The organism is Rhodococcus sp. NBC_00294 (assembly GCF_036163995.1).
GTDB lineage: Bacteria > Actinomycetota > Actinomycetes > Mycobacteriales > Mycobacteriaceae > Rhodococcoides.
On sequence record NZ_CP108045.1, the window covers coordinates 82924 to 108569 of the forward strand.

Annotated in this window: 25 protein-coding genes and 1 pseudogene; 9 read left to right on the forward strand and 17 right to left on the reverse strand. The window is 61.3% G+C overall.

The genetic code is table 11. The features are described 5' to 3' along the window. Positions 1 to 446: 446 nt before the first annotated feature. Positions 447 to 1433 carry a DUF2971 domain-containing protein gene (locus OHB23_RS22800; protein WP_328811782.1) on the forward strand — a complete coding sequence of 329 codons (987 nt, stop codon included), beginning with the start codon at positions 447 to 449 and terminating at the stop codon, positions 1431 to 1433. A gap of 438 nt (positions 1434 to 1871) precedes the next feature. Here OHB23_RS22800 and OHB23_RS22805 read toward each other — a convergent pair whose 3' ends face one another. The 10 genes and pseudogenes from OHB23_RS22805 to OHB23_RS22840 form a co-directional block, all read right to left on the reverse strand. Continuing rightward, positions 1872 to 2483: an SMI1/KNR4 family protein gene (locus OHB23_RS22805; protein WP_328811783.1), complete on the reverse strand. Its 612-nt coding sequence runs from the start codon at positions 2481 to 2483 to the stop codon at positions 1872 to 1874. A gap of 81 nt (positions 2484 to 2564) precedes the next feature. After that, complete coding sequence (locus OHB23_RS22810) at positions 2565 to 2864, reverse strand: hypothetical protein (RefSeq protein WP_328811784.1); 300 nt, start codon at positions 2862 to 2864, stop codon at positions 2565 to 2567. A gap of 219 nt (positions 2865 to 3083) precedes the next feature. Next, positions 3084 to 4139 (reverse strand): NucA/NucB deoxyribonuclease domain-containing protein, encoded by a 1056-nt coding sequence (locus OHB23_RS22960; protein WP_442973055.1) that lies wholly within the window; start codon positions 4137 to 4139, stop codon positions 3084 to 3086. Beyond that, positions 4057 to 4473: a hypothetical protein gene (locus OHB23_RS22815; RefSeq protein WP_328811785.1), complete on the reverse strand. Its 417-nt coding sequence runs from the start codon at positions 4471 to 4473 to the stop codon at positions 4057 to 4059. Before OHB23_RS22815 ends, OHB23_RS22960 begins: the two co-directional genes overlap by 83 nt. A gap of 365 nt (positions 4474 to 4838) precedes the next feature. Next, a pseudogene (locus OHB23_RS22965) lies at positions 4839 to 5375 on the reverse strand (LGFP repeat-containing protein); the annotation flags it as partial. Positions 5376 to 6401: 1026 nt separating this feature from the next. Continuing rightward, positions 6402 to 7268 carry a hypothetical protein gene (locus tag OHB23_RS22820; protein ID WP_328811786.1) on the reverse strand — a complete coding sequence of 289 codons (867 nt, stop codon included), beginning with the start codon at positions 7266 to 7268 and terminating at the stop codon, positions 6402 to 6404. Positions 7269 to 7290: 22 nt separating this feature from the next. Further along, positions 7291 to 7524: a DUF2188 domain-containing protein gene (locus tag OHB23_RS22825; protein ID WP_328811787.1), complete on the reverse strand. Its 234-nt coding sequence runs from the start codon at positions 7522 to 7524 to the stop codon at positions 7291 to 7293. A gap of 193 nt (positions 7525 to 7717) precedes the next feature. Further along, on the reverse strand, positions 7718 to 8872 hold the full coding sequence (locus OHB23_RS22830) for an ATP-binding protein (protein ID WP_328811788.1): 1155 nt from the start codon (positions 8870 to 8872) through the stop codon (positions 7718 to 7720). Positions 8873 to 10246: 1374 nt separating this feature from the next. Further along, complete coding sequence (locus OHB23_RS22835; RefSeq protein WP_328811789.1) at positions 10247 to 11815, reverse strand: LGFP repeat-containing protein; 1569 nt, start codon at positions 11813 to 11815, stop codon at positions 10247 to 10249. A gap of 277 nt (positions 11816 to 12092) precedes the next feature. Then, positions 12093 to 12653, reverse strand: a complete 561-nt coding sequence (locus OHB23_RS22840) for a hypothetical protein (RefSeq protein WP_328811790.1) — start codon at positions 12651 to 12653, stop codon at positions 12093 to 12095. Between the two features lie 346 nt (positions 12654 to 12999). On the opposite strand from OHB23_RS22840, the gene OHB23_RS22845 reads away from it, so the two are divergent. Further along, positions 13000 to 13119, forward strand: a complete 120-nt coding sequence (locus OHB23_RS22845; RefSeq protein ID WP_328811791.1) for an ANTAR domain-containing protein — start codon at positions 13000 to 13002, stop codon at positions 13117 to 13119. A 55-nt stretch (positions 13120 to 13174) separates the two neighbouring features. Then, a complete protein-coding gene (locus OHB23_RS22850) occupies positions 13175 to 13960 on the forward strand; it encodes a GAF and ANTAR domain-containing protein (protein WP_328811792.1) in 786 nt (261 codons plus the stop codon). Between the two features lie 669 nt (positions 13961 to 14629). On the opposite strand, the gene OHB23_RS22855 is transcribed toward OHB23_RS22850, so the two are convergent. Then, entirely contained in the window at positions 14630 to 15265 is a 636-nt protein-coding gene (locus tag OHB23_RS22855; protein ID WP_328811793.1) for a hypothetical protein, read from the reverse strand. 86 nt (positions 15266 to 15351) lie between these two features. After that, positions 15352 to 17079 (reverse strand): LGFP repeat-containing protein, encoded by a 1728-nt coding sequence (locus tag OHB23_RS22860; RefSeq protein WP_328811794.1) that lies wholly within the window; start codon positions 17077 to 17079, stop codon positions 15352 to 15354. Between the two features lie 167 nt (positions 17080 to 17246). Here OHB23_RS22860 and OHB23_RS22865 point away from each other — a divergent pair, with 167 nt between their 5' ends. Beyond that, a complete protein-coding gene (locus tag OHB23_RS22865; protein ID WP_328811795.1) occupies positions 17247 to 17867 on the forward strand; it encodes a hypothetical protein in 621 nt (206 codons plus the stop codon). 432 nt (positions 17868 to 18299) lie between these two features. On the opposite strand, the gene OHB23_RS22870 is transcribed toward OHB23_RS22865, so the two are convergent. Together OHB23_RS22870 and OHB23_RS22875 are read right to left on the reverse strand one after the other, a co-directional pair. After that, the gene (locus OHB23_RS22870) at positions 18300 to 20342 is read right to left on the reverse strand and encodes a NucA/NucB deoxyribonuclease domain-containing protein (RefSeq protein ID WP_328811796.1); all 2043 of its coding nucleotides are present in this window, start codon (positions 20340 to 20342) and stop codon (positions 18300 to 18302) included. A gap of 208 nt (positions 20343 to 20550) precedes the next feature. After that, the gene (locus tag OHB23_RS22875; protein ID WP_328811797.1) at positions 20551 to 20679 is read right to left on the reverse strand and encodes a hypothetical protein; all 129 of its coding nucleotides are present in this window, start codon (positions 20677 to 20679) and stop codon (positions 20551 to 20553) included. Between the two features lie 87 nt (positions 20680 to 20766). Here OHB23_RS22875 and OHB23_RS22880 point away from each other — a divergent pair, with 87 nt between their 5' ends. The 3 genes from OHB23_RS22880 (at position 20767) to OHB23_RS22890 (ending at position 22211) form a co-directional block, all read left to right on the forward strand. Beyond that, complete coding sequence (locus tag OHB23_RS22880; protein ID WP_328811798.1) at positions 20767 to 20922, forward strand: hypothetical protein; 156 nt, start codon at positions 20767 to 20769, stop codon at positions 20920 to 20922. A gap of 362 nt (positions 20923 to 21284) precedes the next feature. Beyond that, positions 21285 to 21638 carry an LGFP repeat-containing protein gene (locus OHB23_RS22885; RefSeq protein WP_328811799.1) on the forward strand — a complete coding sequence of 118 codons (354 nt, stop codon included), beginning with the start codon at positions 21285 to 21287 and terminating at the stop codon, positions 21636 to 21638. A 39-nt stretch (positions 21639 to 21677) separates the two neighbouring features. Further along, positions 21678 to 22211, forward strand: a complete 534-nt coding sequence (locus OHB23_RS22890) for a hypothetical protein (RefSeq protein ID WP_328811800.1) — start codon at positions 21678 to 21680, stop codon at positions 22209 to 22211. Between the two features lie 96 nt (positions 22212 to 22307). On the opposite strand, the gene OHB23_RS22895 is transcribed toward OHB23_RS22890, so the two are convergent. From OHB23_RS22895 to OHB23_RS22905, 3 genes are all read right to left on the reverse strand, one after another. After that, positions 22308 to 22430, reverse strand: coding sequence for a hypothetical protein (locus OHB23_RS22895; RefSeq protein WP_328811801.1), 123 nt, complete (start codon positions 22428 to 22430; stop codon positions 22308 to 22310). A gap of 271 nt (positions 22431 to 22701) precedes the next feature. Further along, positions 22702 to 22983, reverse strand: a complete 282-nt coding sequence (locus OHB23_RS22900; RefSeq protein WP_328811802.1) for a DUF3892 domain-containing protein — start codon at positions 22981 to 22983, stop codon at positions 22702 to 22704. 215 nt (positions 22984 to 23198) lie between these two features. Further along, positions 23199 to 24359, reverse strand: coding sequence for a LysR family transcriptional regulator (locus OHB23_RS22905; RefSeq protein ID WP_328811803.1), 1161 nt, complete (start codon positions 24357 to 24359; stop codon positions 23199 to 23201). Between the two features lie 203 nt (positions 24360 to 24562). On the opposite strand from OHB23_RS22905, the gene OHB23_RS22910 reads away from it, so the two are divergent. Next, positions 24563 to 25015, forward strand: coding sequence for a hypothetical protein (locus OHB23_RS22910; protein WP_328811804.1), 453 nt, complete (start codon positions 24563 to 24565; stop codon positions 25013 to 25015). A 70-nt stretch (positions 25016 to 25085) separates the two neighbouring features. Beyond that, on the forward strand, positions 25086 to 25256 hold the full coding sequence (locus tag OHB23_RS22915) for a hypothetical protein (protein WP_328811805.1): 171 nt from the start codon (positions 25086 to 25088) through the stop codon (positions 25254 to 25256). Positions 25257 to 25646: the final 390 nt, after the last annotated feature.

Below are 25646 nucleotides of genomic sequence, written 5' to 3' on the forward strand. Positions count from 1 at the left end.
GACCGTGTGCGTGGCGCAGGCGGTGCCCCGGCGGGGTGCCCAATCTATCTCCTGGGCATGGGGCAAGTTTGTCACCGCTATGGCTGGGTAGGCGCCTCGGTGTCCAGACCAGGCGCCTCCGCCGAGGCTTTGTGCAGCGCGTGCACCAGAGTGATCTTCGGGCGCAACAGGGCGAACCGATACAGCAGCGCAACCAGCGTGACCGCCTCGGAGTCGTCGCTGGCAGCGCGGTCTCGCCACTGATCGTGCTGCTACAGCAGAAAGACACGGTGTTCGGGATCGTCGTCGTAGCTCGTGCTACCGACGCTACCTGCGACCCGTCCAGCCACGGCGTCGTCACTCCATGATTAATCGTCCAGTGCACGACGTAGGCGGCACTGAGCAGCCGGTTGGACCAGGGTGACCGGCGGATGGCCACAGCAGCAAGCCAGGATTACGCTAGAGGTATGGCCGAAGAATCGCGCACTTTGTATCACTACACCAATTTTCGCGGGCTTGAGGGAATTCTGCGTACTCGATCACTATGGGCGACGGACATTCGCTACCTGAATGACGCAAACGAGCTAGTATACGGTGTTTCCGAGATGTCTGCTCTGCTCGCAGGAATAGCTGAAGAAATGCCGGATCTGGCGGGTGATGATCTCGTAAAATATGGCACCCTTCACAAACCCGGCGAGAACGTTACCAACCACAAAGACCCCAATGCACTCGGACCGGCTAATAGAGCTGTGAATGCGGCGGCGGCCATGCTAGCTGCCCTCGTTGACCCCTCACTGCCGCAGATGCCGCTTGACTGGAAATGGGGAAACGGTTACGTCACGTGTTTGTCTGCACGTCCCGATTCTCTCGGGCAATGGAGGGGTTATGCGGGAGGTGACGGGTTTGCGATCGGCTTCGACCGTGCTCGGCTGGGCCAACTGACCGTAAAGGGATGGGATTATAAGAACGGGGCTGTCGACGCGCAATCTGACCGTTGGCTCGACCTGCCGGTGCCAGCGCCTCAGGCGGTGTTGTATGGGGATGAGGCCCGCGACTCCACAATGGGTGACGTCAAAGGGCTGCTTGAGAAATTCATATCAAGTAACGACAAAGTAGTTCCATACACACACTTCGCGACGCAGGTTTTCACTATAGCTATGCGCCTTTGCGCCATCCTGAAAGACGGTGCATTCGAAGAAGAAGACGAGTGGCGTCTCGTAGTGCACGACGCGTTCACTGGGAAGCTGGAATTTAGACCTGGTAGCCGCGGCAACGGTGGCGTCGTTCCTTTCAGGAGGATTGGTTTTCCGACGGAATCTATAAGTAATATAGTAATTGGTCCGGGGAGTGCTTCGGAGCTTCGTGAACGGGCAGTCCATCAGCTCCTAGAAAGCTACGGTTTTGGTTATAACCGAGTTAAGGTCGTCCACTCGCAAGTGCCGTTTCGCGACTAGTTTGGTGGCGAATCGTGGCGTGAAGCGTCGACGAAACTTGTCTCGCAGTCGAGAGGCGACGGCCGCAAGGTCGGGGTCGTCGGGTGCGCACGGTGGATGCCGCGGTGTGCATACCGGTGATTTGATCGGGGTACAACGCACTCGGATATAAGGCGCTGCAACCCTAAGTCGGTATCACGCACCTCATGGCGACGGTTTTTTTGACTCATGAATGGCTTCTGAACAGCGCATATGTCATAATATTAATTATCGGCAATGATTATCGATGTGAATAAGTGCCCACGCCGACGACTTCCAGGGCCGCCGCAAGGCCGTCTAGCGAAGCTGCGGTCTATGTGGGTGGACCGTGATTGCGAGCGAAGCCGTCTTTGTCTGAACATTCTTCCGAGTGTTCTGCGTTCAGACGAATACAGCACGCTCACCGGACTACACACGACCTTAGTCGTCTAGCTCTTCCCAGAGAAGAATTCCGTCTTCAATCGACGGAGCGAATTCCCCGTGCGCCGAACCAGCTTCCACGCTTTCGGCCACCTGTCGCACAAATTCGGACAGCGACTCGTACGCTGCTGCGCCTTCGTCCGCCGACTCGGCAGAGAAGAATCGAACGCACCCACTGTGCACTCCGCCCCGGGTATCGATGTAGGCAAGCGACCCGGCCAGGCCCTCAGCGACAGGTATGTACTCGGGCAGGAACATGGCGGCGCTCTCGCCCGCACTCTGCGTACGCACCTGTTCGGACCAGGTAGGCCCTAAGGACTCGATCGAGTGAGGGTGCTCCTGCCACCAACGATGAAGTGCCACGGCTTCGTCGAGCGGAAGTATCCGCAGTTCGGGCAACACCTCTCCACGCGGGGTTGCACCAGAATGGAGGGGGTCCTGGCCGTCCTGGAGCAAGTAGAACTCGCGCAATTCGTTGGTCCATGAGCCGACCGTGCGTTCAGCCTCACTCACATCGGTTGCTGGGCGCGGAGGTCGAATCGACGAGGCAGTGACCGGTGCTTTCTCGCGTAAAACATGCATGTAGTTTGTCCACACTTCAGCGAGCGTCATGCGGTGATCATACCCAGCAAATCTTCGTGACTTGCTTGTGGTTGGCACATAGTGGCATCTCGGAAGTTCGCGTCGGGTATATCATCGTGCAGGTTGAGTCAGTTCGGCTTGTATCCCGTCAACGTCCGAGGCTCTCGTAATGGCGTTGAACTGCTTCACCCATATTTCTGCTGCCTGGTTAGCGACATCTACCGCATCGCCGTCGTCTCGACCGGTCGCCGTTACCTCTACGCGTGTGTCAACTACATCTATCGACAGCCGCTCGAAGTACTCGTCGACCGAGCCGCCTCGATCGACTGCGAGCTGTATTGCGACATTCCTAGCATTTTCGAAGTCGCTTAGGTCGATCAGTTGGCCCGAATAGATTGTGGGTGGATCCATGGGCCTTTGTTCATTTTCTGTCGGATGACCTTGCGGGAAACTAATGGTCGCTGTTCGGGCGTGGAACTGCGGTTCTCTCTGCCACAGGACAAAACAAACAAGAGCAGCGGTCGTTGCAACACCGAGAATGAGCAGAGTGGCAGTCCTGCCTGTCGGTTTCATTGCCGTCTCCTGTCAACGAGGAGGTACATCTCGCCCGTACTCCGAAGTAGATGGACCCTAATGGTACGCCGAGACAAAGTAACCATCGAGAGGGTCATCAGCTCGCAGAAGAATGCGATTCTCGCGGTTGAAGGGAGCGATTAGCTGACCTCCGGCCTGATTCATATCCTTCGGTATGTAGCACGCGCTCCATCCGCCCGGGCTCTGTATATTGATCGGAAGATTCTGGATGAAACACCAGTCCCTTGTTCGGCCGTTGCTTGGATCTAATCTAGCGCCTTGGTGAGTTGAGGCGAAGGGATACTCGTCGCACTCCCAAGCATTGTAGCCGCCGACACCGGGGGCGGGCCGGTATGCGACCCGCTTAGAGCACGCTGTCCGCCTGTTCTGTCGCGCCTGCCGACCTGCCTCGCCTGCCTGGTCAGCGTTGGGGATTCGCTGGAGGGCGACTCCGGCGCCGGTAAGAGCTGCCAGCGCGACAGGTTGCCCCGGAACACCTGAGTTCTGCGCCGTCAGCACGTGATCCCAGAACTGTGTCGCCTCCGAAGGGGTGGGCAGGTTCCGTGTGGTGGTGAGGTCCATGACTGGGAGGTTGCGGCGCATGAACGTGGGTGCCATGACGCATCCAGGATCATTCGCAAAAATGTACTGAAAGTTGTCGCATCGCGCTGTAGGCAGAACAAGATCACTCTCGAGTAGCACCGAAACCGGGGTTTCCGTATATCTAGGGCTTGCCCACTTGAGGGAGCCTTGTACGGTGTCCCACTCCCAGCGTTGGGAGTACGATGCCTCTCCCGGCTTTGGCAACTTGGCTGTTACTTTCCAGGTAAGAGTCTGGCCGCCAGACGATAATGAGACTACCCGCGGAATATTAGCAGCCGGCGTGATTTCCCCTGTTCGGCTCTGACTACCTCCGACCGAAGTTTTGAATACGGCCGTGTTGCCAATTGTGTCACCGGTTGATACGGCACGTACGATCCTGACCCTGTAATCGATTACTTGCGATTTAGCTGACGCATCTGCTTTACCGTCATGGTATACGAAGCCCTTTTCTGACCCAGCCAACTCCATGACACCGTTGACTGTTTTCCAACTGTTCAGCACGTACCTCATTGTCCCACACAGATAGAATCGCTTGCCGAAGTAGTAGCCAAAAGCTGCGCCTGCGCACGATCCACCTGAGTTGTAGAACGCTGTTTCTGCGGTGAGATTTCGCGCTGGGTCCGGAGGAATAGTAAAGGCGGCCTGCGTCCGCAGTGGAGGCAATGCCGGGAACGGTCGATTCTGGGGAGCAGGCTGTTGACTTGAGGTCGTTGCGGGCAACGATGAAGGTGCCGAAGCTTCTGGGGGAGGGGCCAAGGAGTCCGCGGGCGCCGGTGTGCACGAAGAATCCGCCGTTGTAGGTGTTGGCAGGGTTGTCGGCGAGGGTTCTGTCGTCGTCGGGCACGATGGCAGTGTCGCCGAGTTAGTGGCCGTCGTGGCTGGGGGGAGCGTTGTGGCATTGGGAGTGCTGCTCGACGGCATCGGCTCCGAGGTCGCTCCAGGTGATGTTTCGCTGGGTGACGACGATTCTTCCGGCATGGATCCTTGAGGGGCGGACCGGGCAGGCGAAGGTGAAACTGGCGTCGGAGCGGCTTTGCCGACGCCGAAGCAGATAATATCCCCGTCTGCATCCGGTGTGGAGCATCCGCTAGTGGACGGGATGGGATCTGCCGTCCGTCTGGGGAACCGATTGAAGGGATCGTCGGCACCAACCAGTGCGTTGGTCTGATTCGGGTCACCATCCGGAGTTGGTCCTACGTTCCACGAGATCAAGCCATTTTGGAACTCCTGCTGGTAGCCGCCGTTCAACGGATATTCCTCGCTGACTGGGTATCCGTAAGTGGAGTTCTCCCAGCCGGCCTGAGCCCAGATGTCCTTGATGGCCCCGTTGACGATCACTGCGCCGGTTGCGGCAGTGTAATAGATTGAGCCGCCCTGAAAGTGGTTGAACCTGCCGTTCTGGTTCGACAGCGTTCCCTCGCTAGTAGTGGGGTAGCCTAGGAACCCATTTTCCCAATTGACTTGACCCCAACGATCTCTAATCAGACCTCCAACTAATTTCGCGAATCCGCCCGCGACGTTTCCGTTCCAGTAGATCGAAGCGTTGTTCTGGAACGTCTGGAATTTTCCGCCGTTGAACGCGTTGGATTCGGGCGATGTTGGATTTCCTACGACATTCGGACCACCCCGGGCGAGATACTCTTGCTCGATTCGGCCGCCAACGACATAGTTCCCGTAGACTGCATCCGCGTGTGCAATGGGTGTTGCAAGACTGATTGTGACCACCGATGCAATCAGCAGCGACATCACGCGGGCAAGTGACCGTGCACCTCGCCATGCGGGTCTGCAGCCATCAATTTTAGGTCGTGCGCCACTATTAGTCGCTGAACCCACTAGTCCCCCTGAGAGAGTGATTATGCGAACCTAGGCGCCGTCCACCGCTATAGAGGTGACTGTATGGCACGGTCCCGTTGGCTTTGGCTCAGTAAAGACCGCCATGCGGCAATTCGCAACAGAAACCTATGAACAAAGAATTTTCAAGCAATATGGCGCGCTAAAGCGTGTCGCGAGCCAATACCTTCGGTATATACGGCAACCGAGACTGTACAATGCTCGAAACCGGTGTTGCGTGACACTGGGTATGGTGAAGTAGGGCTATGCACCCGTTAATGTGTGCGAAAGCAGTCCCGCAGGAGGGATTCCGAGCCTTGAGGCCACGAGTCAAGCGAAGCGCCGGTGGTTGTGGATTGCGACGAACGGGACCAAACGGAACACGGACAGCGGTGTCCTTATGGATGGAAGGCCGATGGCACTCGGTTCGCGCGGATACCGTCCATGCTGCACCTGCCGGTGAGCGGGTCATCTGCCGTCCGAGCCAGCCGTCCTCTAAGTGAGCGCCCTCTCGTAGGCACTCATGTCGATTGCAAGCACTGTCCCGAGTTGCTGAAGCTGGCGGAAGAGTCGAATTCCGAAGTGGATCAACTGGTCGGTCTCATCGCTGAACTCCAATGGGATGTCGTCCTCCCGGCTCCCCAGTTCGACCGGGACGGGTGTGTAGTCGAATGCAACAGTGTCGTAGCGACAGAGGGTCAGATCTGAGACATCACGGGTCGACACCATCAGATCGAAGGCACTGCTGTCCGGCGCAGCGCCGTAATCGAGGTTCGATTCCGACGTCTAGGTGAACACGTAGCCGCTCGAGGAGTACAACACTCGACGCCGCCACAGCGCACTCGGCGGTCACCCACCCATCAGCCGCCTGTCACCAACCTGATGGCCGGGTACAACTAGAGCCGAGGCCGGGCCGTTCGTCTCACTCCGGACGGCCCGGTATCAACGCCACCGGGTTCGCCACGATCCCGGTGAGTCGGCATGGCGCCGATAGATCTCCGTGTGCGGAAACGCCTTGGCCCTGATGTAGGCGTCCTGCCACAGCTGTTGCGAATCGGTCGACTCCGCGACAGCGCGTTGCGAATCGGTCACCGGGAAGTGGTACCGCACTGCGTCCATCAGCGTCTGCTCCACAGACAGGATGCGCCGTAATCGGAGCCCCAGACCGTCCAGCCAGTCGTCAACGGAGAAAACGGGCTGCTCGTATCCCGGGGGGCGCGGTCCCTCACGCTCATGCTCCCCACCCTCTTCGAAGAATGCCCTCATCTCTGTCAATTCGGTGGCGATGTGGTCGATGTGATCGAGAAGCCGGCCGGTATCGATCACCAGCCGCGCGTAGAACGACGATGCTTCTGCTGCCGTGAGTGCATCTTGTACGTCACCGGACAACCGGTCCAGCTCGCGGGAGGGAACGCCGTCAACGAACGAGTTCGGTTCGCGCGCAACGGCGTCGAACGCCGCGAGAGGTCTACGCACCGCCACGATCGTGGACCACAGATCCGCAACCGCTCTCGCCGTCTGCTGGTTCGCAGTGAACGCGCGGTCTCGTCTGTTCGTCGTGAGCGCGACCACGACGGCGCCGGCTGTCAGAATGGCGCCGACCCAGGCTGCGAGTGGTCCGAGCACCTCGAGGGTGAGTGCCCCGTATGCAGCGGTAGCCACGACAACCGAGAGCACGTAGCCGACCACCAGCACGATGGCCGCGGCGAGACGATCGGTCTTGATCCGAGCCCACCACCCGCCGACTGTTCTGCCCGCTGCCCCTCGACCAGCTTCCGTGGAACGCCGCCGACGCCACTTACGGCCCATGTCGATACCTCCGGATAGGCGCTCAGCCCTTCGGGGGGTGCGGATCCTTCTTGCCGATCGTGTCGGTGTTCCTGATCTGGTTGTTGTCCTTGCGGTGGTCCCGTACTTCGCCGCCGCCGCTGCGCTCGGCGTACCCGGTGGCCGCGTCGTGCGCGTCGGCCTGCGTATCGAACCTGCCTGCTGCTCGGGACGCCCCCGCCCGCTTCGCGGTCCAATCACCGGAATCGTGGTCGTACTGCACGTCGTAATCAGCCACCTGCACTCCTCTGCAAAGGAAACCGTCGAACTCGATGTACCGACCGTACCGTTCGGCGTGGTCGCCAACGCTGACCTTTCGTCCGTGTCACGGGTTGCCCCGACAAGGACTCAGCCTTTAGCTGACAGAACCCAATTATCGGCGATGTGTCCTCGTCCAGTATCGACCAGGTGTGACTAGTGGATACGTTCTGCTAGGCGTCGTTGACGGGTTGGCGGGCGATAAAAGCAGCCATTCCGGGGACGGTGAAGCTAATCCTGCCGTGTTCTGGCGAGTAGACGATGCCCTTCTTGATCAGCGCCGCCCGAAAGGGCCCACTAGCGCTCTGTGAGATCGACAGCGATGCGGTCTTTGGTGCTTGTTCGCCGGTGTCGGCGATGGCGCGCAAGTAGCGCCGTTCTGCGGGGGTTGCACGGTCCCACCGCGAGGGGAAGAACCCTTGGTCGAGTTGGGTGGTACCCGTTTCGATAGCGGCGGCGGCGTCAGCGGTCGTGAACGGTGATGCTGGGGCGACCTCCCACATCGCGGCCCCGAACTCCTGCAGGAAATACGGATAGCCGTCGGCTGCATCGACCAGCATGTCGAGTGCAGGTGGGTCGAAGTGTCCACCCATCTTGGCCGCGGGGTCATCGAGTGCGTTCCTAGCGGCCCCCTGGTCAAGCGGTCCGATCGTGCTGAACAGGAAGAGTCGTTCGGCGTAGGATCGTGATTCGGCCAGGACGGAAGGTAGATTCGGCAACCCGGCACCGATGACGTAGAATGGCCACCCTTCCTGGCCGGCTCGGTGTTGCGCGACGAGCAGCGCGGCGATCAGATCCGGGTCGAGGCCCTGCATCTCGTCGACGAACACCGCAAGTGCTGACCCCTTCGGTTTCACGAGTTCACTGATGGCCTCGACGATCTCCTCGATGTCAATCAGGGTGTCTTCCGGCGATTTCGCCTGTGGGGCGGACATGCTGACGCCCGCCACTGAGAGCGAGGAGCCTTCGATCAGGCTCAGGACGTTTTCGCCCGCTTGTTTCAGGGCGTATTTTCTGCTGAATTTCCGCAGACCAGTGCGCAGACCCAACGCGAGCTGTTTGTGATTGAGTCGAGCTCCGGCTGCGGAATCCTGCGCCTCGAGTCTGACGGTGTACCAACCGTGATGCTCGGCGTGGTTGCGTAGATGATTGAGCAGGGCGGTTTTCCCCACTCCGCGCAGCCCGCTAAGGATCATCCCACGGTCGTAGTGCCGGGCCTTGGCGCGGGCCACGAGGCGATCGAATGCGTCGATCTCACGATCTCGACCCTGCAGGGACGGTGGCATGAGCCCCGAGCCGGGGGTGTAGGGGTTCAAGGCCGGGTCCATCCGTCAAGACTATAGCAATTTAGACGTCGCTATAGCTGAAACGTTACAGTCTGCTATGAAATGTTCGAGTTGGTTAAGGTGTCAACCGGTGGCCCAGGCGCCGGGCGCTTTGTGCCCAGACGTAGGGAGTCATGTCCAGTTCTCCGGAGCGCGGCCGAGACGACCTCCTGGTGTGCAACATGGGATCGGCGAGCTCTATCGCCCGCAACGCCGTTCCGATTGGCTCGCCACCAGTTGGTAGTTCGGTGAGGTCTCAACCTCGTGCATGGTTGGGCTGATCTGTTCGTGGCTGTACTGCGGCATGAGATTGCTTGTGGCCTAGGTAAGGCCGTGCGCGAAGCCGGAACAGATTCGCTACGCCAGGAGCATCGACGTGCCGTCGTCCGGCAGTCGTCCGCCGCCTTCTGGCCGTCGACGTGCATGCGCGACCCGCGGTTCGACAGGCCCGTTCCGGGCGGGTTCAGCAGGTAGTGTGAGGCGACTGTGGTGTTGAGATAGGGCCCCGGGCGCACCACGTAGCCGGGACCCTGGGCCTTGCAGGGTGGGTCATCGTGCGTTGGGTGCTTGCTTCTCGTGCCCCATCCTCATGGGAGAGGATGGGGCACGTTGCGCGAGCGAGCCACGGTCGAAGCCTTCTAGGACGGGAGTGCTGGCCAGCTGCAAGCTTCGAAAAGTGACCTCATATCCGTTTCGATGTGTCCGCGTGAGTCACTAGAGCTTGCCTTCCAGGATTCCAAAAGTCGTTTCGACTCGTTCATCACTCCAATGCCTGACAACCAGTCTGTCGTTTCGTACTCGAAAGTGTGAACGCGGTCCGCGGCTACGACTGGATGAAGTAATCCGTCCGATACTCGCGACGAAATGACTCGCGCAAAGACATTGATCGCAGCATCTCTTGCATTTTCCGCTGGGGCACCGAGCGGCGTTAGCATTTCCCATCGTTTATCCGGTCTGTTCTCTTTTGTCACCGATCGTGCAACGGAGATGAAATGACGCCCAATGCCATTGGCAAGCACCCCCTCCCATTCTTCTGGTTCACGCTGGATCGCCCGACCGGTAGCTTCGAGTTCTGCTAGTCCCGAGGAGCGACCCGCCTCACCCATGGGGTGTGCGCACAAGTGCATGAGCACATTGTCTCTGAGATCGCGAAGTAGGTCATTCGCCTCAAGGGGAACCCGAAGTGCGCGAGCTTCCGACACTGTCACCGTGCCGGCCAAGAGGAACTGCTCTGCCCTCTGGTTCAAATCCTGGATCATGTCGGTGCCCGTCTACGGTCTGGGTTCGTCGGTTATGTAACCGTCTGCGCAGTTACCCCAGTCGTTTCCATTGAATTCTTTGTCATCGCTCTCGGGGCCGGCAAACGCTGTAACGATTTTAGCCCGCGCGGGCGTGTCTTCCCACACCACGGTACTCTTGACATTTGTTTTCGGATTTGTCCATTCGCGGGCCTTTCTTGGGGCCTGCCTGTGTACTATCCGGTGCAGCGGCCGCTCCGCTACCGAAGTTATAGACCAAACCGATGCAGGCGAGCGCATTTTCGGGGTCTTGATCGGCACGGTGCTCGTTTTTCATGTGCCTGTAGCGTCCGCACGTCAAGTAGAGCTTTGGATCGAGATTCGACGGAGACTTGATGACTGCTACGACAACTTCGGGATCGCGCTTTTTGGCGTCCGAGGAGTACAGGCAGTCCTCCATGGCTTGCAGTGCGCCCTTGAAATCAGGGCTATTGATATCACACTGCCCTGCATTCAGTTCGATCGCATTGCAAGGGTCTCCTGCTGAGTTTTCCAGGGAGTCGGTATTTGCGACGGCGCGTGGTACGTCAAACTCGGTGTCGTAGATGCTTCCGTTGACAAAATTGTGGTACTTAGTTGTGCCGATACTTAGCTCATCTGAGGTCGGATAGCCGAGCCATCCCGTGTGAGCTCCAAGCGCATTCCACTCATTGCGGATTGGTCCGTTGGCGATGGCGGAGCCGATGGCGTTCTGGAACGCGACGTAGATGGCGCCGCCGGTGAATTCCTGTCGCCGCCCAATTGCGTCGGGGTGGACGATCTCGTCGGTGGTGGGGTACCCCAGGAATCCGCCTTCGTAGCCGTGGATGCCCCAGCGGTTGAGGAAGCTGTTGACGACGGGGTGTGCTCCGCCGGCTGCGGACCAGTAGATCGGCCCGTTCATGAACGTGACGCGCTCGCCGGTGTTGCCGGGGTTGACGATGTTTCCGCTGGTGGGGAGCAGTAGGAAGCTGAAGGTGCCGCCGAGGGAGTTGTACTTGTCGCGGATGGCGCCGCATACGTCGAAGTTCGACGGCCAGTATTTCTGGCAGGTCACCGCGGCGCGGGAGGTGCGCTGTTTGGCGAGCAGTCGGGCTTCCCCGATCTCGGCCTGGTCGGCTTCTTCCTTGGTGAACGGCTCGGGCCACTCTTCGCGGTCCGAGCGCATCTTGCCGGGGATCAGGGTGCTGTTCGGGTTTTCGGTCGGTAGCCCGGTGTACGGGATCCGCTCGCCGGTAGGTGTCGGCGCGGTGGCCTCGGCGCTCGGGGGAAGGCTCGTGGCTGTCGGTGTTGTCGTGCTCGACGGTACGTCCGCGACACCCGGTGCCTCGGACTCGATGACGGGTGCCTGCGAGGTGGACGGAGCCAGCGTCGGCACTTCAGCACACGACGTCGGCGTTGCCGGCGTGGTGGTCGACGGAGGCGCTGTGGTGGTCGTGGTGGTCGGTGCCGTGGTGGTGGCGCACGGGTCGGCCGGCGCTGGTGCCTGCTGCTGCAACGCTGCCGGCTCGGAGCTGGTCGGTGCGGGCGGGGTGGTGGACGGTTGCGCGGTGGCCACCGCTCCCCCGCCGGTGACCATCAGGACTGCGATCATGCCGGCGGTCAACACCGTCCGCGGGGTCGAGGAGAACATCGGTTTCGGCCGTGGCGGCCGAGCAAGGGTCGTCATGGATGCTGCTCTCTCGGAGAGGAATACGACCGGTCCGATTGCCGGTCGCGCCTTGCATCCTGAGCACAAGTCACGAGAAGTGCAACTTCACCAAACTCGCAAACTCAACGAAGCTGACTATCCGGTCGATAGGAGGGTGTGGAACCGCCACTGCATCCGAGCGCGGGGATTTCCACAGGTTTTTCGACCGCGACGCGCCGATCGAGCCGATCAGCGACCCGTGCCGTTTCTGTCAAGTACTTCAGTCACAGAGGCTCACTGGCAGCCCACTACCTCGTTACCGCGCACGTCCATATTGACCCGCCCCAGGGGTGACGTCGTTCACTGAACACGGTACGAGCGCGCTGCGAATCTCTATGTCACCGGGGTGGGGGTGGCCGAGCCATTGCGCGAGGGGCTCGTCGATGTACAGGCAGTCGAGGGTCAGTGTGTCCGTTCCGTTCTTGTCGCGCCGAGCGCCGGAGCCGTAAATCGGGTCTCTCGTCGTGTGCAGGTCGGTGTCTCCCGCGACAGTCAGTAGTTCGTCGCGCGTCCACCCTGGACTGTCCGGGTAGGTCACGAGCACAGTCGCCTCGCCCGGGAAGGCGGGCCTGTCGAAACGCTGGACCGAGTCCACGTCGACCCCGCCGTGGGCGAAGCGGCCCACTACGTCGGCCCATGCGCCGTCCCACTCTCGATCGAAGCCGTTGTAGCGCAGCGGTATCTTCCTCGCCGCCTCTCGCGGGTCAGGGAACGGTGTATTCGGGGCGAGGTGAGCGGCACCGGACTCGTCCATGACGACGACGCCGGTACCGGTGACAGCACACCCTTCGCGCACCACATATGGCTGCAAGTCCATCAGTGGAGTGTGCTCGCACGCTGTCTGGAGCGTCAACGACATCATGCCTGCCGAGTCGGGAGCCCCTAGAAACCGCGGCACACCACCTCACGAAGGTTCTCCCCACGCCGGCCGCTGGTGCTTCTACACTGCCTCGACTCCCTTGGTGCGATCACACCCATAGTCGCGCGTCATCCTCGGTGTCACGGTGCGCGGCCGGATTCGTCGCCGCCGACGACGACGACGACGACGACGGGATTCTGCTCGCCACCCACGCAGCGGTCGCCCTCGTCGCGGCGGAGCTAGAAGCGCAACTCGAATTGGCGTTGGCTACCCGCGATGTCATCGGCCAGGCCAAGGAATCATCATGGAACGCTACGACCTGCGAGCCGATGCGGCGTTCACCATGCTGGTGCGACTCTCGCAGGAATGGCACACATCGGTCATCAAGCTCGCCGAACGCATCACACAAAGCGATCCCGACTGATCGTCGCGAAGTCGGTTGGCGCCGGTGTTCACTGGTAATGGCGATAATGGGTGTCATGGATGCGAAGGACGCGGATCGGGCGACGCAGAACTCGGTACGTGCCATGGAACCCGCCGACGTCCGGTGGGGGCAGGTGGAGCAGGACGCCGACGTTCGAGCGGCGCTCGGGGCGGTCGTCGACACCGACGACGGACTCGACCGTGCGCTGCGATCGCTGGTGGCGCTGTCGTCGAAGACCATCGACGGCGCCGCGAGTTGCGGGGTCACCGTGCACGTGGGTCAGCGAATGTTCACCGCTGTCCACAGCGACTCCCGCACCTTGCGCGTCGACGCCGACCAATACGAAGTCGGTTCGGGTCCGTGCTTGCACGCCGCCAGCACTGGAGAGGTCGTGCGCGTCGATTCTGTTCAGGCCGAGCGGCGGTGGCCGCGGTTCGCGGACACTGCCCGCGAGGAGAACATCCGCTCGTTTCTCGCGGTCCCGCTGAGCACCGGGCGCATCCGGTTCGGGTCGCTCAACCTTTACGGCGAGGCGGAGGCGGCGTTCACCGACGCCGACGTCGACACCGCCGTCGGGTTGACCTCGGTGCTCGCGGAGGTCCTCGGTGACTACGACCGATTCGACTCCCTCCGCTCCGAAGTCCAGGGGCTGCGGGAAGCAATGGAGCACCGCGCACCGATCGAGCAGGCCAAAGGCATCCTCATGGCCGTGCACGGCGTCACCGCCGAGAAGGCATTCGCGGTACTGGTGGAACGGTCGCAGCACACGAACCGGAAGGTCCGGGACCTCGCGCAGGAGCTGATCGAGTCTGTACGGAATCCGAACAGACGCGAGAGCTGAATGGCCGACTCTGTCTCGCCCGAGGTGGCCGCAAGGCCGATCACGGGTGCCAAGTGGACGGTCGGCGCGGTGGGATTGGTGGTGGTCCACAGCGCAGACACCAGTTCATGGGTTTCGTTCATCTCGGTGGGCGGGGTGAACGCAGCTCCACGGTGTATACGTACGACAACGGGACGTCCACTGCGATGAGCTGTTCCCATTTGTCAGGTTCGACGATGACGCCATCGGGTCCCTCGATGTGGCGCATGCTTCCGCCCCACGCCGCGCTGTGAGCGCGGGCCACCTCTACTGCCGCGGAGAATGTCGCCGCCGCTCGTACCACGACGGTGTCGCGGTCTCGTCGACCAGCCGCACCAGGACTCGAGGGGGGCGGTGGCCGTGGGCTGACGACACCGGGCGCGACCAGGCCCCGAACATTCCCCAGTGCACGGCCCACAGGCTGAGGGCGTTGTTGCCACGGGTCCGGGCTTCGGCGGCGAGCATCGTCGAGCAGCGCGCCGCCCACGATCTGAGCGGTCGTGCATTGCTGCGTGAAGGCGGTGTCAGTGCACAGCGGGCGCCTTCCCGAAGGATGGGCCGAGCATGAACAATATCTGCTCGCGGATGCGCCGAAGGTCGCTCCACCGGAACTGACCATGCTGGTGCTCAGGACTGACGGTGTACGAAAATTTACGGCTTTGTAATCGAGCGACTTTCCCAACCGTGCATCCAGGGCCTCGCGATATACTGACCAAGCCCAAGTTGACGGTGACGAGATTTCGTAGTTTCGGACATGAATGACGTACTTACCGTGAAATACGTTTGGGCCGATTCGATCATAAAAGACCCGTCTAGGATGGAAAAAACCCATTTATCAAGATCTTCGATTTCCTCGGCGAACGTTTGCATATTGCGAGATTCCTGTACATGAACTAACTGGATTTTAGTTTGATCGATTATTGCAAATGCTGTTACGCCGCAGTCAATCCGACCAAAATCTGCGTTCGTTATCTGAAAAAGGAGAGGAAACGCGTCCTTGGCGAATGGGATAAGCGAGATTTCTTGGCGATGGCCCTCAAATGCGTCGTCGTCGAGCTGAGCCCAGCCGCGATTGACGGCGACCGTGCACCATGCTCTTGCCCGCCGTGTAGCGGCTGAGTCCGAACGCGTCGACGAATCGGCGGCCAACAAGTGGTATGCCTGGTCGACGTCATCAAGCAGGCTGCAAATTTCAAAGGACAAGGTGGATGCACAACCTGCAGCATTCTTACGCTGCAGGTTCCTGATGCCTTTGTTGTAACTAGTCCACCAATCCAAGCTCGTCATTGTTCTATTCTACACCTTCAGATAGTTCTGGGGGGCGCCATCGAAGGCGCCCCCAGAACTATCTGTAAATGTCGAGTGAGCGAAAGCTAAACCTCGCAGTCGAACTTTTTGCGCGGCGGGTAGACGGCAGCGTAATACTCCTTACCGCCTACATTGATTGTGCCCAGCGTGCGTCCGCCAAACCATGTTCCTGTGTCACCCGTGCAGTGAAACTCCACGTTCTTCTGTTGGAGATTCTTGACTCCGTAGTTGTTCGAAGAGTAGGAGTCAGCAATTCGCCAATAACCGAAGTATTCGTAACGCAGATCGGTTTCGTGCTTGATTGAGGTCATCGGCTCGTCACAGCGTGTGACCGGTTTATAACCGACGATAGCTCCGGGACCACTGTCTGTCCGCCAGTGCAGAAATTGTGGTATCAAAATGCACGGTCCGTATTGGACAGAGCCTGGGGGAATGCGTGAGGCCGTAGCGCTCTGACGCGCTTGCGGGTCACCCGCCAACGCCTCCTGACTGTCGAACCATGCAATTGCGGCTTCGCGACTGTCGAAGGAGTAGAAAGCCCCTTCGGGTCCCGCTATCGGAGGGGTCATCTCGCCCGAGAGCGGCCCGTTCGCAAAAGTTTGTGTGAACCATCCTGTGCCGTCATCAATCGCATCGCTGCGGGGGTATCCATACTTGCTGGCTTCATAGCCGAGGTGGCCCCACAGAGACAGGATATCCCCGCGCACTGGCCATGCTCCGTGTGTTGGGTGGTAGTAGATGACGCCGTTCTGGAATCGTGCCATCTGCCCTTGGCCGTCGGGCAGTGACCGGATGTGGTCTCCGGTGAGGTAGCCGAGGGGGCTGCTGCCGGGGGTGAGTCCGCCGACACTGTTGTACTTGTCGCGGAGTGGTCCGTTCTGGATGGCGGAGCCGATGGCGTTCTGGAAGGCGACGTAGATGGCGCCGTCCTGGAACTCCTGGCGGCGGCCGCCGTCGGGGAGGACGATCTCGTCGGTGGTGGGGTATTTGAGGTAGCTGCCTTCGTAGCCGAGGATGCCCCAGCGGTTGAGGAAGCTGTTGACGACGGGGTGTGCTCCGCCGGCTGCGGACCAGTAGATCGGTCCGTTCATGAACGTGACGCGCTCGCCGGTGTTGCCGGGGTTGACGATGTTTCCGCTGGTGGGCAGCAGCAGGAAGCTGAACGTTCCGCCGAGGGAGTTGTACTTGTCTCGGATGGCGCCGCACACGTCGAAGTTCGACGGCCAGTATTTCTGGCAGGTCGCCGCGGCTCGGGAGGTGCGCTGTTTGGCGAGCAGTCGGGCTTCCCCGATCTCGGCCTGGTCGGCTTCTTCCTTGGTGAACGGCTCGGGCCACTCCTCGCGGTCCGAGCGCATCTTGCCGGGGATCAGGGTGCTGTTCGGGTTCTCTGTCGGTAGCCCGGTGTACGGGATCCGCTTGCCCACTGCGGTCGGCGCGGTGGCCTCCGCGCTCGGCGTCAAGCTCGTGGTGGTCGGTGTCGTCGTTCCCGAAGGCGTGGGTGCCGGTACGTCAGTGACGACCGGGGCTTCTGACTGTGTGACGGGTGCCTGCTGCGGGGCAGGTGCCGGCGACGGCACCTCGGCGCACGAGGTCGGCGTCGCCGGTGTGCTGGTAGACGGGGCCGCTGTGGTGGTCGGTGCCGTGGTGGTGGCGCACGGGTCGGTCGGGACCGGCGCCTGCTGCTGCTGCTGCTGCAGCGCTGCGGGCGCGGAGCTGGTCGGTGCGGCCGGGGTAGTGGACGGTTGCGCGGTGGCCGCCGCTCCCCCGCCGGTGGCCATCAGGACTGCGATCATGCCGGCGGTCACTGGTTACGGCGGACGATGCAGCAGGCAACACGCGCGGTCGTCCTGATCGAAGTGGGTTCGTTGATCGTCCGATCACCGTCAGTCGGGACGGTTGCGGCGGTTGGCTGATTGCACGCCCCTCGATGTTGGCGAGCCGGCGAACCTATAATCCGTTCATGAAGCGTGAACAGGAACGGACCGAAGCATTGACGCAGGTTGCGCACATGGCTGCGGACTTTATGTCCAAGTTGCTTGATCAGAATAACAACGTACTTCTCGAAGACTGCCTGAATAGAGTCGGGTCTCCCCTAGACGCCGCTTTGGTGGAACGTGAGTGGCTTCGTAAATACCGGATTCCTGGCATGCCGGCACAACAAGAACTTCAGTCCCTACGAAGTATGCAAATCGCAAGTGAGGACCTGGTCGATCACCTGGGGCCGCGATGGATCCTCATTCTGGATCGTTTGGATCATCTCATAAAATCCGATTACGAGCAGTTTATCGAGACAAGCTCCGATATAAGTATCTCAAGATACATAGATATCGCAGAATACCGTGGGGGAGTCTCCCGGGATGCATCTGAAGTGGCCAGCATCGCGGCAGAGGCGGGGATGGAAGCGGAATGGGAAAATTCGGTGATGCTAGCGACTGTCATATCTCAATACCACAGCAGTAAATATCTGACTAAGCATTACGGAAATGGTATGCGCGAATTGAACTCGGAAAAAGCTAACCGCGCCGAGCTATTGATGACTGCAGAACTGTGCCAAGTGTTCAAAGAGGGCCTGGCCTCCTGAGCCTCGGCCGTCGTTCACTGTGGCGGGGTGAAACCACCGCCTCCGTCTAGGCGGGTCGGAACCTCATTCGGATTTCGTCCACTTCGAGCGTCCTCAGCGAAGTCGCTGTCCGAGGTTGGAGTACGCCCGTCTTCGATAACGGCTTCCTCGGGGTCGAAATATTCGGGATCGAGTTCACTCATGTCGTCAGCCTCGGTTGGTCCGTCTGCGGTGGAGGGCGGAGGAGCCGTTACGGGACGTTCGGCCGGCAGCTCCGTCCGGGTGACCGCCGGCGGCGACAAAGGATCCGTAGAATCCCCTTGACCGCCGCCGACGACCATGAAAGCGGCAATTCCGGCGGCCGCAACGAGTATGCCCGCTAGAGCGAGCGCTCTCGTTGACCTTACTTGCCCAGATTGCATCCTTCTATGATACCGCTTCTACAGCCGCAGGTCACGGCACAGGTGGCAAGTTGCCACTCACAGGGTCGACCCAGTAGCTGTCTTGATGAACCACTCGGTTGCGGCCGTAGAATCCGCCGAGTTGGCCACCGGCGCGGAGGTTCTCGGAGTTGTCGATCATGCACACGCTGTAGCCGGTTCCGGGATTGAGCAGGTCGGGGACGTGGCATTCCGGGTTGAAGGAGCGCCCGTTTCCGTCCTTACCAGCTGCGCCTTGTATCGTGCTGGCGAAGGGGTACTCGTCGCAGCTCCGAGTCGGGACACCCTCGCGGCGCTTGTCCGCTTTCTGGTTGCCTCGTGGGCAGGCTTGATTGCGATTGTCGTTTCGACTCGCCACGTTCGTGGTTCTCTGGAGCATCGAATCCAAGGATCCGCCCGGTAGGCCCACACCCTGAGCTGCGAGAACGTGACCTGCTGCTTCGTCAATGTCACCATATTCATTCATTGCCCACGAAGCAGGATGACCGGCAATGACGCATCCTTGTCGGTATTGGCCGCCTGACGTCCGCATCGTGTTGTCGCACCTGACGATGTCGGCGTCGAACTTCCCGTCCGAGGACGGGCTAAAGATCTGGGAATCGTCGTTGGTAAACCAATAGCGGAAATTATTTTGCCGGCTATCGATCTGTCCTTGAGGAACGCCCTCGAAGTTCCACTTGATCTTGAAGGTGACGGTGGTGTTCGAGTAAAGAACACTTCCCGATTCGAAGTCGGATTCGACTTCTACCTCACCGTCTTCGGCGTGATCGCCGAAGACCTGGTAGTTGAGACGTGCGATGCCGACGCGTCCGGTGTGTTGGCCGAAGGAGAGTTTGACCTCTTGCACAAACTTTCCCGATAAATGAGATGTCGTGATGGAGGAGTATCCAGAGGCAGGTATGCGTCCGACTACTTTCGTCGGATCCTGGGGGAGTTTGACCGTGTAGCCGGCTGTTTCTGTCAACAAGCAGGCTTGTTTGCGAGTCGCAAACCAAACGCCAAGATTGGTTGACGTATCGGCAAAGCAATCCTCGGGGGCGAGGATTGATGGCGCTGGTGCGTCGACGATGGGCTCTTCCGGGTCTCCACCCTCGACGCACGTTAGCGTCGACTCGCAAGAGCCTGTGCTGAACCCACCTCCATTGGAGATTGCGCGGAACCCGTCTGCGGGGTTTTGCCCGTCAAGTGCATCAGTTGCGTAGTCCTGGTCGGTCGTGGGGGTCCGGCCGTCTACGAAAATGGGCTCAAGATCCCCGTCGTCCACCACCGCTGCTGCGTTGGTGTACGGCCAGCTCATCAAGCCGTACTGAAACTGCTGGCTTGAGTTACCGGCTGTAGTTGTAGCGTCTCCTGTCGGGTATCCCCAGGACCCCTGCTCGTAACCGGACCAGGTCCATCGGGTGAGCAGATCGCCGGTGACCGGATACGCTCCTGTTGCCGGTGAGTAGTAGATGACGCCGTTCTGGAAGCGTGCCATTTGGCCTTGGCCGTCGGGGAGGGTGCGTTTGTGGTCTTCGGTGAGGTAGCCGAGGAAGCTGCTGCCGGGGGTGAGTCCGCCGACGCTGTTGTACTTGTCGCGGAGTGGCCCGTTCTGGATGGCCGAGCCGATGGCGTTCTGGAACGAGACGTAGATCGCGCCGTCCTGGAACTCCTGGCGGCGGCCGCCGTCGGGGAGGACGATCTCGTCGGTGGTGGGGTATTTGAGGTAGCTGCCTTCGTAGCCGAGGATGCCCCAGCGGTTGAGGAAGCTGTTGACGACGGGGTGTGCTCCGCCGGCGGCGGACCAGTAGATGGGTCCGTTGAGGAAGGTGACTCGTTCACCGGTGTTGCCGGGGTTGACGATGTTTCCGCTGGACGGGTAGGAGAGGAAGCTTCCTGGTCCGCCGAGTGAGTCGTATTTGGCCTTGATCTCGCCGCACACGTTGAACCACGACGGCCAGTAGACCTGGCATGCGGTGGCGGCCCGCGAGGTGCGTAGGCGCGCTTCGGCGATCTCAGCGCGGTCGGCGTCCTCCTTGGTGAACGGGGCGGGTACTTCCTCGCGGTCCGAACGCATCTGGCCGGGGACGAGTGTGGAGTTGGGGTTCTCGGTCGGCGTGTAGTCAGGGTCTGGTTCGGCTGTCTTGGAGGACAGTTCGTCGTCGGTGGGTGCGACAGGCTCGACAGCGGCGGGCTCAGCCGGCAGCTGCGCGGGGGCGAGCTCCGATGCCGGGGCAGGTGCGGTAGCGGCGGTTGTCGCCGGCGCAGGTGCGGCAGGTTCTGCGCTAGGGGGCACTGCCGACGCGGACGGGGTGGTCGGGACTGTGGTGCATGTCGCCGGGACCGCGGTCGTCGGTGTTGTGGTGGTCGGGGGCGCCGTGCTCGTCGAGGTAGGCGTTGTGGTCGTCGCGCACGGATCGGCAGGAGCCGGCGCTTTCTGCTGCAGGATCTGCGGGGCTGCTGTGGTGGTCGGTGCGGCCGGGGTAGTGGACGGTTGCGCAGTGGCAACCGCTCCCCCGCCGGTGGCCATCAGGACCGCGATCAAGCCGGCGGTCAACACCGACCGCGGCAACGAAGTGGATATCGGTTTCGGCCGTGGCGGCCGAGCAAGGATCGTCATGGACGCTGCTCTCTCGGAGGGATTGCGACCGGTCTGAGCGATGGTCGCCAGAGCATCCTTAAGCGGATTCTCAGAAACCGCAACTGTCACTGTGGTCCCACTGGTCACTAAACGAACCATTCGTCACGCTGACTTGGTTGAAAACGGAACGATTGTTCTCGGTTCTCGTCTGGAACGGTGAAGATGCATGCGACGCGCCGAGTACCGTTGTTTCGCAACCTGTTTCGGATTGCGCCAAGGACTTCGGCCTTGGAGTCATTGTCGCGACAGGGGCTCGTGAGTGCTGATAGCGTCCGACAAGTCCGACATCAGACTCCGCGGTCTCGCTTCGCTTCGCGGCGTGGTCGGTGTCGGCGCACCCGTGAGCTCATCGCATAACCCGGTAAAGGAGCCCTCCTCGTGACCACCACACGCACCTCCACCCGCCGCAGCACCGGACTTCGCGTCCGCTTCACGGCTGTCAGCGTCCTCGGCGCCGCCCTCGCTCTCGCTGGCGCAGGACAGGCCATGGCCCAGCCCGCATCCGCCGCCCCGCAGGCCACTGCTGCGGCGACGTGCCAGTCGTTCTGGCCCACCCCGTACCCGGTGTGCGGTGAGATCCTCGACCTCTACACCTCCCTCGGTGGACCCACCGGCACTCTGTCGTACCCGCAGGGCCCGGAAGCTCCCGCCGGCGACGGCATCGGCACCCGCCAGGCATTCCTCGGTGGCTCCGTCTACTACTCCCCCACCACCGGCGCCTACGTCGAATAGTCAGGTCCTCGAACGCAACCGGACAGCAAGGAGCACACCGTGCGAATACCCAGACGCGTAGCAGTGGTCGCAGCCATCGCAGTACCCCTGGCGCTGGCCGCACCCGGCAGCGTCTCCGCTGCCGAGCCCACCGACATCACCTACTCCTACGACGTCGTCGGCGATACCGTCACCAACACCATCACCAACACGGCCGACGGCACCGTCCTGTGCACCACAGCCCTGGCATCGGCACCCGAGGGTGTCCTCCCTCCGGTCGAGACAGTGGTGTCGCAGACGCACGAGTACTACGAGAGTGGTTCGATCGCAGCCGGCGCCACCACGACTCAGACGGTGACCGACATCCCACCCGGCTCGTACGTCGTGCTCGCCACCTGCACGCTCGGCGAGTTCGACTCCACCGAAGCCTGGTGGTTGTCCGACTACCCGGGCATCAAAGAACACGTGGAAGACCTCGTGCCGTGGACGACGTACACCGTCCAGCAGAAGTCCGTCGTCATCACCATCGATCAGGCGTCGCCGGAGCCGGCGCTTCCCGCGATCAGCGATCTCACGGACGCGTTCGGCAGCTGAGGCCGATACCGGGCCGTTCGCCTCACTCGGGACGGTCCGGTGTCAGCGCCACCGGGTTCGCCACGATTCCGGTGGGTCGGCTTAGCATCGATAGGTCTACGTGTGCGGGAACGCCTTGGCGCGGAGGTAGGCGTCCTGCCACAGTTGTTGCGAATTGGTCGACTCCGCTACAGCGCGTTGCGAATCGGTCACCGGGAAGTGGTAGCGCACTGCGTTCATCAGCGTCTGCTCGACAATCAGGATGCGCCCCAATCGGAGCCCCGACCGTCCAGCCAGCCGTCGACCAAGACAGGGCTGCTCGTATCCAGGGGTGGGTCGCGGTCCCTCGCGCTGATGCTTCTCCGCCCTCTTCGAAGAACGCCCTCATCTCTGCCAGTTCGCTGGCGGCTTCTCGATGTGACCGAGAAGCCGGCCCGAGTCGATCACGAAACGCGCTTGTGCGGTGTCCCGTCCTCGGACTCGAATCGAAGACGGGACACGGCACGCCCGATCAGAAAATCGGCAACGACAACAAATTGTCGTCCCATTCTCCGTTCGCATACGTGCGGAGATACGGAGTCGCACCGGACTCGTGCACGGTCCCCACCTGCGACCGCGACACCCGGCCCTGAACGTAGGCCGACCCGTTCTTGTTGTCGATCCAGTCGACCATCGTTGCCTTGGTGCTGGAATTAACGCTCCCGTCGGCGTCGCTCCGCCACTTCACCATCGTGATGTGCTCATTTTTCGTACCGCCCGGGGACATACGGCGATGCGTGATTTGAACTGCCATGCGCTGACCTCATTTTCAGTAGCCCGACCGACCGGTTTTATCACGGCTCACCGACAGGCCGCTGTAGCCCGGTAGTTGGTGAGTCCTCACGCTCATTAGCTTCAGCCGACGTTGGATAATCGACCTGGGCGAGAACTTGTCGTCGTTGTGGAGTTGCTCGCCGAAGTTGACCGCTTGGCCCCGCCCGGCAGGGCAGGAAAGGGCGGGGCGTTGGGTCATGGACCTCGAGTAGCAGCGCGTTCGGCTGATCCATCGGGTTCTGACGTGACGGTCTGAGTGTCCTCCTGACTGATCGCGAGTGCGTCCAGGCGTCCGGAGGCGGTCATGACCTCGTGTACGACATTCTGCAGTTTGGCGATGAACAGTCCAGCTCCGGCATCGGCCGTGGTTTGACGGCGTCGGTGGGCGACCACGTTGTAGGTGTCGGCGGGTTCGTCCGGGCGGGCTCTGAGCGGTACCCATGCCCAGCGATCGGCCTGAGCCGTGCTCGCGAGTGGCGCGTCCCATGCGCTGTCGAATTGCAGAGCAAGATCGGAAGGTAGGACGGCCAAGCCGAGCCCGGAGTACGCCGCCATGATGAGTACCTTCGATTCGTACTCTGCGATTCGCACAGTGGGAGTGAGTCGGGCCTGCGCGAACAATTTCTCCAGTTGCCCCCGGGACCGGGTTCCTACCGGTGCAACCAACAACGGCAATGGGTCGTTGGCGAGATCAGCGACGGTGATGTATCGGCGTTCTGCGTGAGGCCCACCTTTCGGCACCATCACTTCCAGCCACGCTCTGTACAGCGGCGTCGTGGTGAGTTGATTGGTGACTGTCGCATAGGACTGTGCCACCTCCGCAGAGCTTCCGAAGTCGTGTGGGTCGATCCCGATAGCGACATCGAACAATCCGGCCACCAGCGGCCTGAGTGCTCGGTCGACGAAGTGGTCCACAGCGCGGTGGTGCTCGCCGAGCACGCTGAGCTCCAACGGATAGTTCTCGGCGATCATCGCCGCGGCGGCCGGCATCACCGTCGGGCTGTGATGCGGCAGATAACGGACCGCCGTCGTGCGCCGCTGGTGCACCAGACTGCGCTGGGCCATCAGAATCTCGTCGAAGCGTGCAGCGACACTGCGGCCCAGCTCGGTGATCGTCACCTCGGCGTTGCCTCGGTGTGCCACCGTCAACGGTCCAAAGAGTGCATTGAGAGTCCGCAGGTGCTTGGTCACCGTGGTCGGGTCGGCGTTGAGATTCTCGGCCGCGGTACTGATCACCTTCGTGCGTGCCACCTCGACGAGTACCCGCATCCGCACCGGAGTCAAGGTGTCGACACCTCGGGCGATCTCGATCTCACGGGCCACAGCTTCCGGTGTGGACTCTGCACGAGAGTTCATGGCGCTGAGCTCCTCAGACGATACAATGTCGTTTGAAATGAGTTTCTAGTCGCTCAAGCTCAGATTACTCAGATATGCGACGGCAAAGTCGCGTTATCCCTGGTGAATGGGGGTTCCCGAAGCCGTGGATGCGGGTAAAAATAAGGTGGCGCCCCGGCCAGGGCGCCACCAGTAGCAGAATCCTCCCTGGAAGAAGGTTCGCCATGTCGCAGTCTATAACCGAGGACCGGCTTCTCAAGCTCTCGGTGGGGATAAAGTTCGAGGTCAAAACGTTCGAGCCCACCATGCAGACCGTCGTCGGCGCGATCGCGGTGATGACCGCACTGCACAGCATCCCGGGGTGGTCCCTCGAGACCATCGCGATCCCGCTCTACGTCGGCAGTATCGCCGCGGCGATCGCCATCGGATTCGGATTGGCCGTAACTGCCAAAAGACTCAAGCGGACCTGGCTCCCCACTACCGTCGCCGCGACGGCCAGTGCGTTCCGGTTCGTCACTGATGCAGCAATCATCGAGGCCGGCGTGATCGCCGCGCTTGTCCTGCTCTCACTCATCGGCATGGCAGTCATGAAGGGGGTGACCGCACCGACCGCGGAGGCTCCCGGTGCCCTGTCGATGACCGGCTCGCCCGCCGCCGCTCCTGCGAAAGCGCTGTAAGGGTCCTGACTGGGCTCGGGCCGAGTGCGCCATGTGCGTGGCACTCGGCCCAAACGCCTCGTCGGGGTCGATGCCTCGGCCACAGTGCGGTGACCAGCTCGTCACGTTCGGTCGAGCGGAAACCGGAGCGCGGCGACCGAACATCACCGCCACCGCCACCGCCACCGCCACCGCCACCGCCACCGGGGATCTGACCATCGGGACAATTGGCGCCGAGAGAACGAAGGTGCTGGCGCGGTGATCGATGGACATGGACGCCGCTCTGCTCTTGACCTAGACGTTCTTGCCGGGGGTCGTGGACGGTGTCGACCTCACCGGCACGGTCGCGGTCGTCACCGGCAGATACCCCGGCCTGGGGCTGCACACCACCACGGCGCTCTCCCGCTCCGGCGCCCGTGTTTCTCCTCCCGGCCCGCCGTGTCGATTCCGCCCACACCGTGCTCGGCGGCGTCACCGGCGTGCAGGTCGAGGAGATGGACCCACCGACCAGGAGAGCATCCGCGCCGCCGCAGCGACGATCGCGGACTTCGGCAACCACGTCGATCTGCTGTTCGCGACCTCCGGGATCATGGCTACCCCACTCGAACGGACGGCTCAAGGGTGGGAGGGCCAATTCGCGGTCAATCACCTC